A 14,331-nucleotide genomic window follows, 5' to 3' on the forward strand; every position below is an offset into this window, starting at 1 on the left:
CGTACGGACAAGGAGAGGTGCGCGCGGGACTGTTCGTCCGCCCCGCGCGTACGGCCGCGCGGGGAGTCGCAGAGCCGCGCGGAGCGATCCGTACAGGCGCGTGCGAGAGGAAACGCGCCGCCGGTCTTGGGTCGAGCTGCGGAGGAGCGCATCGTTCTGTCCCGTTCAGTGGCGTTTCACGCCCTTACGGGGTGTGACTCGGGCCACGGGGATTGGGCGTAACGCTCCCTGAGGCAGCGCGATGACTTAAGAGGTGGTGGCCGTGGAGGGAATACAGACCTCGAACGAGGCGCTGTGTTGCTACCGCACTATCGCCCGCGCCGTCGGTTCATCCTTGCCGACGGTCGTCGGCTCCGATCCCCAGCGGATGGAGCCGGAAGCCGTTTCCATCGTTCCGAGAGGTTGTTCGTGTCGGCCAGCACATCCCGTACGCTCCCGCCGGAGATCGCCGAATCCGAGTCTCTGATGGCGCTCATCGAGCAGGGAAAGGCCGAGGGGCAGATCGCCGGCGACGACGTGCGTCGGGCCTTCGAGGCTGACCAGATTCCGCCAACCCAGTGGAAGAACGTTCTGCGCAGCCTCAACCAGGTCCTCGATGAGGAAGGTGTGACGCTGATGGTCAGTGCGGCAGAGGCGCCCAAGCGCACCCGCAAGAGCGTCGCAGCGAAGAGCCCGGCGAAGCGCACCGCCACCAAGGCCGTCTCGTCCAAGACGGTCACGTCCCGTCCGTCGTCCACGGCCGCCGCCTCGTCCGCCGCGGGCTATGGCGACGAAGCGGGTGACGAGGCCGTGACGCCCGCCAAGAAGGCCGCCGCGAAGAAGACGGCCGCGAAGAAGACGGTGGCCAAGAAGGCCACCGCCAAGAAGACGACGGCCAAGAAGGCCACCGCCAAGAAGGACGCCGACGAGCTCCTCGAGGACGAGCTCGTCGACGAGACCCCCACCCCCGGCAAGGTCGACGAGGAGGAGGAGACCGGCGAGAACAAGGGCTTCGTGCTGTCCGACGAGGACGAGGACGACGCCCCGGCGCAGCAGGTCGCGGTGGCCGGTGCCACCGCCGACCCGGTCAAGGACTACCTCAAGCAGATCGGCAAGGTGCCCCTCCTCAACGCCGAGCAGGAGGTGGAGCTCGCCAAGCGGATCGAGGCCGGTCTGTTCGCCGAGGACAAGCTGGCCAACGCGGACAAGCTCGCCCCGAAGCTCAAGCGTGAGCTGGAGATCATCGCCGAGGACGGCCGGCGCGCCAAGAACCACCTGCTGGAGGCCAACCTCCGTCTCGTGGTCTCCCTGGCCAAGCGCTACACCGGTCGCGGCATGCTCTTCCTGGACCTGATCCAGGAGGGCAACCTGGGTCTGATCCGTGCGGTCGAGAAGTTCGACTACACGAAGGGCTACAAGTTCTCGACCTACGCCACCTGGTGGATCCGCCAGGCGATCACGCGAGCCATGGCCGACCAGGCCCGCACCATCCGTATCCCGGTGCACATGGTCGAGGTCATCAACAAGCTCGCGCGCGTGCAGCGCCAGATGCTCCAGGACCTGGGCCGTGAGCCCACCCCGGAGGAGCTGGCCAAGGAGCTCGACATGACCCCCGAGAAGGTCATCGAGGTCCAGAAGTACGGCCGTGAGCCGATCTCCCTCCACACTCCGCTGGGTGAGGACGGGGACAGCGAGTTCGGTGACCTCATCGAGGACTCCGAGGCGGTCGTCCCCGCCGACGCGGTGAGCTTCACGCTTCTGCAGGAGCAGCTGCACTCGGTTCTGGACACGCTCAGCGAGCGCGAGGCCGGCGTGGTGTCCATGCGCTTCGGCCTCACCGACGGTCAGCCGAAGACGCTCGACGAGATCGGCAAGGTCTACGGGGTGACGCGTGAGCGCATCCGGCAGATCGAGTCGAAGACCATGTCCAAGCTGCGTCACCCGTCGCGTTCCCAGGTGCTGCGCGACTACCTGGACTGATCCTCGGGCGACGCCCCGATCACAGGGCCCGGTTCCTCTTCGGAGGGGCCGGGCCCTCGTCGTCCGGCCGGTACGGCGACGGCCGTCCGGAGGGTGTGGCGGACGGCGGACTCCGGATGCGGCGGACGGTGCCGGGGTTGACTCTGGGAAGGCAAGTGCTTCCGCTGCGTCAGGAGACGGTATGCGCGCCCTGAGCTGTTCGCTGACCGCCGCCTTCGCGCTGCTGCTCGCGGTGCCGAAGCCGGTGGCGGCCGATGAGCGGCTGGTCGTGGGCGGGCAGGAGGTGAAGACCGCGGACGCGCCGTGGATGGTGGCCCTGGCGAGCCGGGAACGGTTCGGTGCGACGCGCTCCGGGCAGTTCTGCGGCGGCGTCGTGGTGGGGCGCAGCACGGTTGTGACCGCCGCTCACTGCCTCACCCGCGAGGTGCTCGGCACGGATCCGAGCGCGGCCTCCGACCTGCGGGTCATCGTCGACCGCGACGATCTGCGCGGGAAGGCGGGGTCGGAGCTGGCTGTGAAGGAGACCTGGGTCAACCCGGACTTCAACGCGGGGACCAACGCCGGGGACGTCGGCGTCATCACGTTGGCGGAGCCCCTCCCCGACGGCCGTGCGATCGCGATGGCGCAGCAGGGCGAGCCGGTCTACGCGGCGAATACGCCGGCCATGGTGTACGGCTGGGGCGACACGCTGGGCAACGGGTCGTACTCGGACACACTGCGTGCCGCCTCGGTGCTCGTCCTCGCCGACGACCTCTGCGAGAAGGCGTACCCGGGCGGGCTGGAGGGAGCCTACGACCGGAAGACCATGCTCTGCGCGGGCTGGTCGGAAGGCGGGAAGGACGCCTGCCAGGGCGACAGCGGAGGGCCGCTGGTGGCGGACGGACGGCTGGTGGGGCTGGTGTCATGGGGGAGCGGATGCGCCCAGCCCGGCCGTCCGGGGGTCTATACGCGCATCTCCGCCGTTTCCGCGATGGTCACGGCGCACAGTGTCGACGCGAAGCCGCACACGTCTCAGGGGCCCGCTCAGCTGGCGCGCCCGGCGGTCCCGTCGTAAGGGCGGGCGTGCACCCGACGAGGACGGGCGGCCGCCCCGGTGGGGGCGCCGCCCGTCGCTGCCCGGCCCACAAGGGCCGGACCTCGCTCGTCGTGGATGCGATGTGCCAGCGTTCCAGCGGTGGACTCAGCGGTCCTGGGGAGGGCCTCAGCGGTCCTCGTCGGACGCGGAGGCCGGGACGGCCGTCAGTCGCTCGGTCTCGTCCTGTATCTCCGCAGCGATCTTCTTGAGCTCCGGCTCGAACTTGCGCCCGTGGTGGGCACAGAACAGCAGCTCACCGCCGCTCAGGAGAACGACGCGCAGGTAAGCCTGAGCGCCGCACCGGTCGCAGCGGTCAGCGGCCGTCAGCGGGCTCGCGGGGGTCAGAACAGTAGTCACGTCGCCTCTTCTCTAGCTCGACGAGCTGTCGTACCAGGGTCAACATCCAACCAGGCCGAAAACGTTCCCGCTCGTGGCTTTTCCTCGAAACTTTCTTCCGAGTGAGCCGGATCTTGACGTTTGGCGGCGAATGAGCCGTATTGCGTGGGTCTACGGTTTCACATCGCTGAGGTTCACATCACCGGGGGGTCCGTCCACCCGGCCGGCTTGCCGGGTTGTTCTTCAGGACGTGCCCGGAGCCTAAATGGTTCATGCCTCCAAGGGAACGTGATGTGCACGTCACCCCATCGAGTCATCGAACGGGTATTCGAAATTCGACTAGCATGGTCGGCGCCGCGGGTGGCGGCACAAAGGCTCTACCGGGCCTCGGTACCCTCTGAACGGCGAACGAGCCAGCCATGCGCCCGCAGACGGGTGACAGAGAAATTCAGCGAGGAGCGAACCGCGTGACCGCCGATACGTCCGTGCCGTCCACCGCATTGCTGACCGGGGCAGACCGGGACGGATCCAACTACACCGCGCGGCACCTGCTCGTCCTCGAAGGACTGGAAGCCGTCCGGAAGCGTCCCGGCATGTACATCGGGTCGACGGACAGCCGCGGCCTGATGCACTGCCTCTGGGAGATCATCGACAACTCCGTCGACGAGGCCCTGGGCGGCTACTGCGACCGCATCGAGGTCGTCCTGCACGACGACGGCTCCGTGGAGGTCCGCGACAACGGCCGGGGCATCCCGGTGGACGTCGAGCCGAAGACGGGGCTGTCGGGCGTCGAGGTCGTCATGACCAAGCTGCACGCGGGCGGGAAGTTCGGCGGTGGCTCGTACGCCGCCTCCGGCGGTCTGCACGGCGTGGGCGCCTCGGTCGTCAACGCGCTCTCCGCGCGGCTGGACGTCGAGGTGGACCGGAACAGCAGGACCCACGCGATCAGTTTCCGCCGCGGTGTGCCGGGCATCTTCACCGAGTCCGGCCCCGACGCCCCCTTCGACCCGGCCAACGGACTGCTCAAGGGCAAGAAGGTGCCCAAGAACCGGACCGGCACCCGCATCCGCTACTGGGCGGACCGCCAGATCTTCCTCAAGGACGCCAAGCTGTCCCTGGAAACGCTGTACGGGCGCGCCCGGCAGACGGCCTTCCTGGTGCCCGGGCTCACGATCGTGGTCCGGGACGAGCGGGGTCTGGACGGCGCGGACGTCACCGAGGAGACGTTCCACTACGACGGCGGGATCGGCGAGTTCTGCGAGTTCCTCGCGCAGGACAAGGCCGTCTGCGACGTGCTGCGGCTCAGCGGACAGGGCACGTTCAAGGAGACCGTGCCCGTCCTCGACGAGCGCGGGCACATGACGCCCACCGAGGTCACCCGCGAGCTGGGGGTGGACATCGCGCTGCGCTGGGGCACCGGCTACGACACCACGGTCAAGTCGTTCGTCAACATCATCGCCACCCCGAAGGGCGGCACCCACGTCGCGGGCTTCGAGCGGTCCGTCACCAAGACCGTCAACGACGTGCTGCGGGCGAGCAAGCTGCTGCGCGTCGCCGAGGACGACGTGGTCAAGGACGACGCCATGGAGGGCCTCACGGCGGTGGTGACCGTGCGGCTGGCGGAGCCGCAGTTCGAAGGCCAGACGAAGGAGGTGCTGGGCACCTCGGCCGCGTCCCGGATCGTCGCGAACGTCGTGGCGAAGGAACTCAAGGCGTTCCTGACCTCGACCAAGCGCGACGCGAAGCAGCAGGCGCGGGCGGTCCTGGAGAAGATCGTCGCGGCCGCCAGGACGCGGATCGCCGCCCGGCAGCACAAGGAGGCGCAGCGCCGCAAGACGGCGCTGGAGTCCTCGTCGCTGCCGGCCAAGCTGGCCGACTGCCGCAGCGACGACGTGGAGCGCAGCGAGCTGTTCATCGTCGAGGGCGACTCGGCCCTGGGCACCGCCAAGCTGGCGCGGAACTCGGAGTTCCAGGCGCTGCTGCCGATCCGGGGCAAGATCCTGAACGTGCAGAAGGCCTCGGTGTCGGACATGCTCAAGAACGCCGAGTGCGGGGCGATCATCCAGGTGATAGGAGCGGGGTCCGGCCGGACCTTCGACATCGACGCCGCGCGCTACGGCAAGGTCATCTTCCTCGCCGACGCCGATGTCGACGGAGCGCACATCCGCATCCTGCTGCTCACCCTCTTCCAGCGGTACATGCGGCCGATGGTGGAGGAGGGACGGGTGTTCTCCGCGGTGCCGCCGCTGCACCGGGTGGAGCTGACCCACCCCAAGAAGGGTCAGGACAAGTACATCTACACGTACTCCGACAACGAGCTGCGGCAGACGCTGCTGGAGCTGGAGCGCAAGGGCGTCCGGTACAAGGACTCCGTCCAGCGCTACAAGGGTCTGGGCGAGATGGATGCCGACCAGCTCGCGGAGACCACGATGGACCCGCGCCACCGCACCCTGCGCCGGATCAACATCAGCGACCTGGAGGCCGCCGAGCGGACGTTCGACCTGCTGATGGGCAACGAGGTCGCGCCGCGCAAGGAGTTCATCACCAACTCGGCGGCGACGCTGGACCGCTCGCGCATCGACGCCTGATTCTCCACCCCCGGGTGGAGAGAGGGTCTCCACCCGGGCTCCACCCCTGATCCACCCCTGCTCCGATCCGTGCCGGGCGCCGGCTCCGTAGCGTCGGATGTGTCGGCCGGCGGCGTGTTCACCCGCGGTCGGCCGCGGTGTCCACGCTCAACGGAGGGGTGTTCCATGTCCGGTCTGATCGACGCAGGGGTGATTGTCGCCGTCGTCGTGCTCGTCGTCGTCCGGCAGTTCAAGCCGCAGAAGGTGGTCTCGGGCGAACGGAAGTGGTGGATCGCGCCCGTGGCGCTGGTCGTCGTCGCGGCCAGGGAGCCGGGGATGGTGGACGCCGGCCATCGGGTGGCGTCCGTGGGGCTGCTGACGGCGGGGGTGCTGGTGGGCCTCGCCACGGGTGCGGCCTGGGCCTGGACCACCCGAATATGGACCGACGAGTCGGGCGCGGTCTGGGCGCGGGGCACGAAGGCCGCGGTGGGGATCTGGGCCGGCGGGCTGGCGCTGCGGCTGGGGCTGTCCGGGGTCGGGGCGCTGATCGGCGTCCATCAGGGGACGGCGGCCACTCTGGTCACGGTCGCGGCGATGCTGCTGGCCCGGACCGGGATCGTGGTGCTGCGGGCCCGGCGGCCCCTTCCGGCGTACGGTGTCGTTGCCGGTGGCTGAGATCGCGGGACGTGAGGCCGCATGGCGCGGCACCGGAGCACGGGTGGAGGAGCCGGACGTGCCCAGGGAGAGCTGGACCGCGTGGCCCGCCCGGGAGGCGCTCTCCCAGGCCGGGGTGCCGCGCCGTCGCCAGGTGCTGAAGTGGATCGTGCGAGCCGTGCTGGTCGGGCTGTTCTTCGCCAGCGTGGTGCGGGAGGACGTGCTCCGCGGGTGGGAGTACGCGGTGGTGGCCGCGGGGTTCGCGGTGTGCGGCGCCGCGATCTGGCGGTGCTTCACCACGACGCTCGACCGGCGGCTGTGGGCCTCGATCGGTCTGTTGGCGGTGCCGGTCGTGGCAGGGGCCCCGGCCGAGTGGGCGGGGACGCATGTCACCGCCGCCGGGCTGTGGTGCGTCGCCGCCGTCGTCGCGGTGGAGCGGCTGCCGCTCGGGCCCGGGCTGGGGCTGGCGGCGGTCCCGCTCGGCGCCTACGTCCTGACGACGCGGGACTCCTGGGCGGGAACGACGGCGACGGTGGCCGTGGTGCTGCTCACCGGGTACTCGCTGCGGCTGGACGAGGAGGCGCGGGGGGCCGGGTTCCGGATGCTGGCCCAGGAGCGGGCCGCGCGCCGAGCGGAGGCGGAGACGGCGGCGCTGAACGAGCGGGCGCGGATCGCACGGGAGATCCATGACGTCCTCGCGCACAGTCTCTCGGCCCAGCTGGTCCACCTGGAGGCCGCGCGGCTGCTGGTCGAGAGCGGCGCGGAACGCGACCAGGTCCTCGAACGGATCGTGTCGGCGCGGGGGATGGCCAGGGAGGGGCTGGCCGAGACCCGGCAGGCGCTGTCCGCGCTGCGGGGGGAGATGACACGGCCGGAGGAGTTCCTGCGGGACCTCGCGGCCGCGCAGGGGGCCGGGCTGCGGGTGACCGGCGAGCCGCGTCCGCTTCCGGCCGAGGCCGGGCTGGCGGTGCGACGGGTCGCGCAGGAGGCGCTCACCAATGTGCGCAAGCACGCTCCGGGGGCGCGGGTGGACATGGAGTTCTCCTATTTGGAGGGAGAAGTGGAGCTGGCGGTTCATGACGGTGGGGCGCGGGGGAAGAACACCGAGCTGGCCGGCTCCGGCGCCGGGTACGGGCTGCTCGGCATGCGGGAGCGGGCCGAGCTGCTGGGGGGCAGTCTTGAGGCCGGTCCGGTGGGTCAGGGGCGCGAGGGCTTCCTGGTGCGCCTGAAGGTGCCGGCGTGATGAGAAACATGGGGAATGTCAGGTGGGGGGAGCGGGAGTGGTTCCGGGAGGCGGGAGTGGTGTGAGCGGAGCGGGTGAGGCGGAGCGGTCGCCGGCGCGGGTCCTGGTGGTGGACGACCAGACCGTGGTGCGGGAGGGGATCGTGATTCTGTTGGGGTTGCTGCCCGGCATCGAGGTCATCGGGTCGGCCGCCGACGGGCTGGAGGCCGTGCGGCTCGTCGCCGAGCACGCCCCGGATGTGGTGCTGATGGACCTGCGCATGCCGCGCTGCGACGGTGTCGAGGCCACCCGGCGTATCCGCGCGGACCATCCGGACACCCAGGTCGTGGTGCTCACCACCTTCGGAGACGACGACTCGCTCTTCCCCGCGCTCCAGGCCGGGGCGCGGGGGTATCTCACCAAGGACGCGGGAGGGGAGGAGATCGTCCGGGCGATCGAGGACGTGAGGTCGGGGGAGGCGGGGCTCTCCCCGCAGGTGCAGCGGAGGCTGCTGGAGCGGCTGGCGGCGGCGCCCGCCAAGGCGTCAGGGCCGTACGGCTCGTCGGCGCCGGCGCCGACGGCGGCGTCATCGGCGTCGTCGGTGTCGTCCGGTCCGTCCGCCGATCGCCGGGCGGCGGGGGCCGGGGGGACTGCGGAGGCGCTGCCCGACGGGCTGACCGCGCGTGAGGCGGAGGTGCTGGCGCTGGTCGCGGAGGGGCTGTCCAACACGGAGATCGCCCGGCGGCTGCACGTCAGCACGGCCACGGTGAAGACCCACATCAACAACCTCTTCGCCAAGACGGGGGTACGGGACCGGGCGCAGGCCGTCCGGTACGCGTTCCACCACGGCATCGCGGGGCCTCTCGGGCCGGGGCCCCGGGGATGAGAGCGTGAGGGACTGGGAGGTGCTCCTCGTCGGTCAGCGGTCAGCGGCCGGACCAGGTGTAGCGGTGTTCGGGGCGGCCCGTGGAGCCGTAGCGCAGGGTCAGGCTCAGCCGGCCGGACGTCTCCAGGCGCTTGAGGTAGCGCTGGGCGGTGGAGCGGCTCAGTCCGGCGCGCGCCGCGACCTCGTGGGCGGACAGCGGATGCGCGGCGTCGCGGAGCACCCGGCGGATCAGCTCCGCCGTCGGGGCGGACTGCCCCTTGGGCAACGGCGGTGCGGCGGCGGCCGTCCGCAGGGTGGAGAAGATCCGGTCCACCTGTTCCTGCTCGGCCTCCTCCGTGCCGTCGAGGGCCAGGCGCAGCCGGGCGTACGCCTCCAGCTTCGCCCGCAGACCGGGGAAGGAGAACGGTTTGACGAGGTACTGCAGGGCTCCGTAGCGGATGGCCGTGCGGACGGTGGCGATGTCCCGGGCCGCGGTCACCATGATGACGTCCGTCGGATGCCCCGACTGCCGGACGCGGCCCATGAGCGACAGGCCCGTCTCGTCCGGCAGGGAGTGGTCGAGCAGCATCAGGTCGACGTGCTCGCGTTCCAGAACGGCCATGGCCTGGGCCGCGTTGTGGGCGGTGGCCCGTACGCGGAAGCCCGGAACCCGTTCCACATACGCCGCGTTGACCTCCGCCACACGGAAGTCGTCGTCCACGACGAGGACTTCGAACATGGTGCACCCCTTCGAGCGGTGTGGCCGGACGGCCCTCGGCTCCGCCGTCTCGCGGCCCCGTCGTGCCGCCACCTGTTCTAGCGTGCGCAGAACGAGCAGAACAGGGTTCGCGTGCTCACGTGGCACACCGCGCGGGCGGGGCCGGCTTCCGCGGCTCCTCAGCTGAGCGGGACGACGGCGACGACGTCCATGCGGGCCGGTGAGCCGAGGGCCCGGCCGCAGCTCTCGGGGCGGGGTGGCTCGGCGGCTCCCCGCTCGACGAGGACCCGCCAGGACCGGCCGTCGGCATGGGCCACGGTCACCTCGTGGCGAGGGGCGGAGCCGGTGGTGGCGGCCACGGTGAGGGCGTCCGCGTCCGTCTCGCCGGTCAGGGCGCGGACGGCCAGTTCGGCGGCCTGGGCGGGGCGGTCCCAGGCGGACCGGCCGCGGCAGTTCGCGGTCACCACATGGCCCTCGCGCGCGGCCTCCAGCACTTCCTTCACTCCGTGCGCGGTGGCCCGGCCGTACGCGTAGCCGAAGGGCAGCACGAAGAGGGTCGGCGCGAAGCGGTGGCCGCCGATGTGAGTGACCTCCCAGACCCCGGTGCCCCCGGCGGCCGTCAGCTCCGCCGCGAGCGGACGGCCCAGCAGGGCGCAGCAGCGGTCGCGCTTGCCGTTGGTGCACACCAGGGCGAGCGGATCGCCGGTGTACGGCTCCCACAGCCCGCCGTGGTGTCCGGCGCCGAGTGCGGCGAAGTCCAGGTCCAGGAGGCGGGCCGGGTCGTCGAGTTCCGTGGTGCGGATCCAGGAGCGGCCGGGTGCCGTGTGCGCGACGAAGATCCGGCGGCCGGCCGGCGGGCGGCAGTCCGCGTGCCGCCCGGGGCGGCGGATGAGGGCGACCCGTACGTCCGTGCCCGCGGCCGCCTGCTCCAGGGCCCGGCCGACGGCGGAGTCGAGGCGGCTGCCGGTGAGTGCCTTGGCTCCCCAGGGGCCGGGCTGTTCGATCAGCAGCCAGGTGGGGGCGGTGACGGCGGTGCCGGCCAGGGGCTCGGTCAGCAGTCGGGAGGCGGTGGCGCACGTGCTCACATAGGTGAGCCTAACCTGGGCCGGAGGGCGCTGCGCGCCCGGTCGGTCCCGGCTTCCGGTACGACCATATCCTGGGGCGGGCAGGGTGCGGGGAGCCGCCGTGTTCTCCGACCGGCGACGGAATCACGACGGAAAGACGACGGAAAGGCGCTCGGGTGGCCAGACGACAGATCCCCGTCATCGTGCTCGCGGGCTTCCTCGGCTCGGGCAAGACGACGCTGCTCAACCACCTGCTGGCACACAGCGGGGGCAGCCGGATCGGTGTGGTGGTCAATGACTTCGGCAGCATCGAGATCGATGCCCTGAGCGTGGCCGGCCAGGTGGACTCCATGGTGTCGCTCGGCAACGGCTGCCTCTGCTGCGCGGTCGACACCAGCGAGCTGGACGGCTTCCTGGAGCGGCTGGCCCGCCCGGCGGCCAGGATCGACGTCATCGTGATCGAGGCCAGCGGACTGGCCGAGCCGGAGGAACTGGTCCGGATGATCCTGGCCAGCGACAACGAGAGCATCGTCTACGGCGGTCTGGTCGAGGTGGTGGACGCCGCCGAGTTCGGCCGGACCCGTGAGCGGCACCCCGAGCTCGACCGGCACCTGGGCATCGCGGACCTGGTGGTGCTCAACAAGACGGACCGGGTGACCGACGCGGAGCGGGAGGACCTCGAGGCGGTTCTCGCCGGACTGGCGCCCGGCACCCCCGTCGTCGCCTCCTCGCACGGCCGGGTCGACCCCGAGCTGCTCTTCGACCGCAAGCCGCGCGAGGACCGCCTGGAGGCGATCCGGCAGCTCTCCTTCGAGGACCTGGCCCACGAGGAGCGCGACCACGCGCACGACGGGCACGAGGGGCATCTGCACGCGGCGTACGAGAGCGTCGAGTTCGTCTCCGACGACCCCCTGCACCCCCGCCGCTTCATGGAGTTCCTGGACCGCAGACCGGAAGGGCTCTACCGGATCAAGGGATTCGTCTACTTCGGGGTGCCCGGGCACCGGCAGAAGTTCGCCCTGCACGCGGTGGGGGACTTCCTGCGCATGTACCGCTCGCCCTGGGCGCGGTCGGAACGCCGCCTCACCCAGCTCGTCATGATCGGCAGCGGCATCGACGGGAGCGCCCTGCGGGCCGGCCTGGAAGTCTGCCGCAACGAGGCGCCGCAGGACGCCGACGACCACAGCATGTGGGGCGTCCTGCGGTACACCCAGGGCTGACCCGGGCCGGCCCTGGGTGTACCGGCCGGATCACACCGGTCCGGCCACCACCGCCACCGGCTTGGCCAGCGGCGTACCCGAGCCGTCGCGGCGCGGGTCGGGCTCCGGCAGGACCGCGGGCGTCCCGTTGGCCGTCGCGGCGCGGGCCGGGGCGGCGCCCGCCCAGGCCAGGACCAGGCAGTCCTCGCCCTTGAGGAACCGCTGGCAGCGCACGCCGCCGGTGGCCCGGCCCTTGCGCGGGTACTGGTCGAACGGCGTCAGCTTCGCCGTCCCCTCGGAGGCCGCGCCGGGCAGTCCGCCCGCGGCCCCGGCCACCGTGAAGACCACCGCGTCCTCCGCCGGGTCGACGGCGGTGAAGGAGATCACCTTCGCCCCGGAGGACAGCTTGACGCCCGCCATGCCGCCCGCGGGCCGGCCCTGCGGCCGCACCTGCCCGGCCTGGTAGCGCAGCAGCTGGGCGTCGTCGGTGATGAAGACCAGATCCTCGTCGCCGGTCCGCAGCTCGGCCGCGCCCACGACGCGGTCGCCGGCCTTGAGGGAGATGACCTCCAGCTCGTCCTTGTTGGCCGGGTAGTCGGGGACCACGCGCTTGACGACGCCCTGCTCGGTGCCGATGGCGAGGCCGGGCGAGGACTCGTCCAGCGTGGTCAGGCAGACCACCCGCTCGTCGTCGGCCAGCGACAGGAACTCCGACAGGGGCGCGCCGCCGGCCAGGTTGGGCGCCGCGGCCGTCTCCGGCAGCTGGGGCAGGTCGATCACCCGCAGCCGCAGCAGCCGCCCGGCCGAGGTGACCACGCCGACCTCGCCCAGCGCGGTGGCGGGCACCGCCGAGACGATCACATCATGCTTCACGCGCTTGGTCTCGCCCGCGCCGGGCGCGAACGGCTCGCCGGTGGCGGTGCGGGCCAGCAGGCCCGTCGAGGAGAGCAGCACCCGGCACGGGTCGTCGGCGACCTGGAGCGGGACGGCCGACGCCGGGGCGCCCGCCGACTCCAGCAGGACCGTGCGCCGGTCGGTGCCGAACTTCTTGGCGACGTCGGCCAGTTCGGAGGAGACCAGCTTGCGCAGCTCGGCGTCGGATTCGAGGATCTTCGTCAGCTCCTCGATCTCCGAGGTCAGCTTGGTCCGCTCGTCCTCCAGCTCGATCCGGTCGAACTTGGTCAGCCGGCGCAGCGGGGTGTCGAGGATGTACTGCGTCTGCACCTCGGAGAGGGAGAAGCGCTCGACGAGTGATGCCTTCGCCGCCGCGGCATTGTCGCTCGATCGGATGATTCTGATGACCTCGTCGATGTCAACGAGCGCCACCAGCAGGCCCTCGACCAGGTGAAGCCGGTCGCGCCGCTTGCCGCGGCGGAACTCGCTGCGCCGCCGGACCACCTCGAAGCGGTGGTCGACGTAGACCTCCAGCAGCTCCTTCAGACCCAGCGTCAGCGGCTGGCCGTCCACCAGCGCGACGTTGTTGATGCCGAAGGACTCCTCCATCGGGGTCAGCTTGTAGAGCTGCTCCAGCACGGCCTCGGGGTTGAAGCCGTTCTTGATCTCGATGACCAGCCGCAGGCCGTGCGCCCGGTCCGTGAGGTCCTTCACATCGGCGATGCCCTGGAGCTTCTTCGCCCCGACCAGGTCCTTGATCTTGGAGATGACCTTCTCCGGGCCGACCGCGAACGGCAGCTCGGTCACCACCAGGCCCTTGCGGCGGGCCGTCACGTTCTCGACGGAGACGGTGGCGCGGATCTTGAAGGTGCCGCGGCCCGTCTCGTACGCGTCCCGGATGCCGTTCAGCCCGACGATTCGGCCGCCCGTGGGCAGGTCGGGACCGGGGACGTACTTCATCAGGGTGTCGAGGTCGGCGTTCGGGTGCCGGATCAGGTGCCGGGCGGCGGCGATCACCTCGCCCAGGTTGTGCGGAGGCATGTTCGTCGCCATGCCGACCGCGATGCCCGTGGTGCCGTTGACCAGCAGGTTCGGGTAGGCGGCCGGGAGGGCGACCGGCTCCTGCTCGCTGCCGTCGTAGTTGGCGGCGAAGTCGACGGTGTCCTCGTCGATCGACTCCGTCATCAGCGAGGTCGCGGACGCCATCCGGGCCTCGGTGTACCGCATGGCGGCCGGCGGGTCGTCGTTGCCCAGCGAGCCGAAGTTGCCGTGGCCGTCGACCAGCGGCACGCGCATGGAGAACGGCTGCGCCATGCGCACCAGCGCGTCGTAGATGGAGGCGTCACCGTGCGGGTGCAGCTTGCCCATCACCTCGCCGACCACGCGCGCGCACTTCACGTAGCCGCGTTCGGGCCGGAGGCCCATCTCGTTCATCTGGAAGAGGATGCGGCGCTGCACCGGCTTGAGGCCGTCGCGGGCGTCGGGCAGGGCGCGGGAGTAGATGACGGAGTAGGCGTACTCGAGGAAGGAGCCCTGCATCTCGTCGACGACGTCGATGTCGAGGATGCGCTCCTCGAACTCTTCCGGCGGCGGGGTCTTCGTGCTGCGGCGGGCCATCGCGGCTGCGGCTCCTTCGGTCGATTGCCGGGGGCGGACTGACGCCGACCATTGTGGACCTCCCCACTGACAACGCCGACCGCGACCCGTCCGCGAGGACCGCACCGGCCTCGGGAACTTCGCCGGATGTCGGTGCGCTTGCATACAGTGACAGCAGTGTT

General features: G+C 71.1%; 11 protein-coding genes. 7 read left to right on the forward strand and 4 right to left on the reverse strand.

The features are described 5' to 3' along the window. Positions 1-402 precede the first annotated feature (402 nt). A complete protein-coding gene (locus J7W19_RS24385) occupies positions 403-1,959 on the forward strand; it encodes an RNA polymerase sigma factor (RefSeq protein WP_051072668.1) in 1,557 nt (518 codons plus the stop codon). 181 nt (positions 1,960-2,140) lie between these two features. Beyond that, positions 2,141-3,013, forward strand: a complete 873-nt coding sequence (locus J7W19_RS24390) for a S1 family serine peptidase (protein WP_004949047.1) — start codon at positions 2,141-2,143, stop codon at positions 3,011-3,013. A gap of 147 nt (positions 3,014-3,160) precedes the next feature. Here J7W19_RS24390 and J7W19_RS24395 read toward each other — a convergent pair whose 3' ends face one another. Beyond that, positions 3,161-3,391: a DUF7455 domain-containing protein gene (locus J7W19_RS24395; protein WP_004949045.1), complete on the reverse strand. Its 231-nt coding sequence runs from the start codon at positions 3,389-3,391 to the stop codon at positions 3,161-3,163. 446 nt (positions 3,392-3,837) lie between these two features. Here J7W19_RS24395 and J7W19_RS24400 point away from each other — a divergent pair, with 446 nt between their 5' ends. The 4 genes from J7W19_RS24400 to J7W19_RS24415 all read left to right on the forward strand — a co-directional run bounded on the left by J7W19_RS24400 (position 3,838) and on the right by J7W19_RS24415 (position 8,699). Then, entirely contained in the window at positions 3,838-5,958 is a 2,121-nt protein-coding gene (locus J7W19_RS24400; RefSeq protein ID WP_004949044.1) for a DNA gyrase/topoisomerase IV subunit B, read from the forward strand. A gap of 165 nt (positions 5,959-6,123) precedes the next feature. After that, positions 6,124-6,612: a hypothetical protein gene (locus J7W19_RS24405; protein WP_004949043.1), complete on the forward strand. Its 489-nt coding sequence runs from the start codon at positions 6,124-6,126 to the stop codon at positions 6,610-6,612. 58 nt (positions 6,613-6,670) lie between these two features. Beyond that, positions 6,671-7,834 carry a sensor histidine kinase gene (locus tag J7W19_RS24410; protein ID WP_004949042.1) on the forward strand — a complete coding sequence of 388 codons (1,164 nt, stop codon included), beginning with the start codon at positions 6,671-6,673 and terminating at the stop codon, positions 7,832-7,834. Between the two features lie 61 nt (positions 7,835-7,895). Continuing rightward, positions 7,896-8,699 carry a response regulator transcription factor gene (locus tag J7W19_RS24415; RefSeq protein ID WP_004949039.1) on the forward strand — a complete coding sequence of 268 codons (804 nt, stop codon included), beginning with the start codon at positions 7,896-7,898 and terminating at the stop codon, positions 8,697-8,699. Between the two features lie 40 nt (positions 8,700-8,739). On the opposite strand, the gene J7W19_RS24420 is transcribed toward J7W19_RS24415, so the two are convergent. Both J7W19_RS24420 and J7W19_RS24425 read right to left on the reverse strand, forming a co-directional pair. Then, positions 8,740-9,417 carry a response regulator gene (locus tag J7W19_RS24420; RefSeq protein ID WP_004949038.1) on the reverse strand — a complete coding sequence of 226 codons (678 nt, stop codon included), beginning with the start codon at positions 9,415-9,417 and terminating at the stop codon, positions 8,740-8,742. Between the two features lie 158 nt (positions 9,418-9,575). Beyond that, positions 9,576-10,481 (reverse strand): sucrase ferredoxin, encoded by a 906-nt coding sequence (locus J7W19_RS24425; RefSeq protein WP_004949037.1) that lies wholly within the window; start codon positions 10,479-10,481, stop codon positions 9,576-9,578. Between the two features lie 155 nt (positions 10,482-10,636). Between J7W19_RS24425 and J7W19_RS24430 the strand changes: the two genes are divergently transcribed. Continuing rightward, positions 10,637-11,680, forward strand: a complete 1,044-nt coding sequence (locus J7W19_RS24430; RefSeq protein WP_004949035.1) for a CobW family GTP-binding protein — start codon at positions 10,637-10,639, stop codon at positions 11,678-11,680. Positions 11,681-11,710: 30 nt separating this feature from the next. Here the strand turns inward: J7W19_RS24430 and J7W19_RS24435 are convergent, their stop codons facing one another. Next, positions 11,711-14,170, reverse strand: a complete 2,460-nt coding sequence (locus tag J7W19_RS24435; RefSeq protein WP_004949033.1) for a DNA gyrase/topoisomerase IV subunit A — start codon at positions 14,168-14,170, stop codon at positions 11,711-11,713. Positions 14,171-14,331 lie beyond the last annotated feature (161 nt).

This window comes from Streptomyces mobaraensis NBRC 13819 = DSM 40847, assembly GCF_017916255.1.
GTDB lineage: Bacteria > Actinomycetota > Actinomycetes > Streptomycetales > Streptomycetaceae > Streptomyces > Streptomyces mobaraensis.

What these genes read in the sequence shown, in the direction of transcription:
- J7W19_RS24390 (WP_004949047.1), top strand. Translation starts at nt 2,141, where the DNA reads ATGCGCGCCCTGAGCTGTTCGCTGACCGCCGCCTTCGCGCTGCTGCTC.
- J7W19_RS24405 (WP_004949043.1), top strand. Translation starts at nt 6,124, where the DNA reads ATGTCCGGTCTGATCGACGCAGGGGTGATTGTCGCCGTCGTCGTGCTC.
- J7W19_RS24435 (WP_004949033.1), bottom strand. Translation starts at nt 14,170, where the DNA reads ATGGCCCGCCGCAGCACGAAGACCCCGCCGCCGGAAGAGTTCGAGGAG.
- J7W19_RS24420 (WP_004949038.1), bottom strand. Translation starts at nt 9,417, where the DNA reads ATGTTCGAAGTCCTCGTCGTGGACGACGACTTCCGTGTGGCGGAGGTC.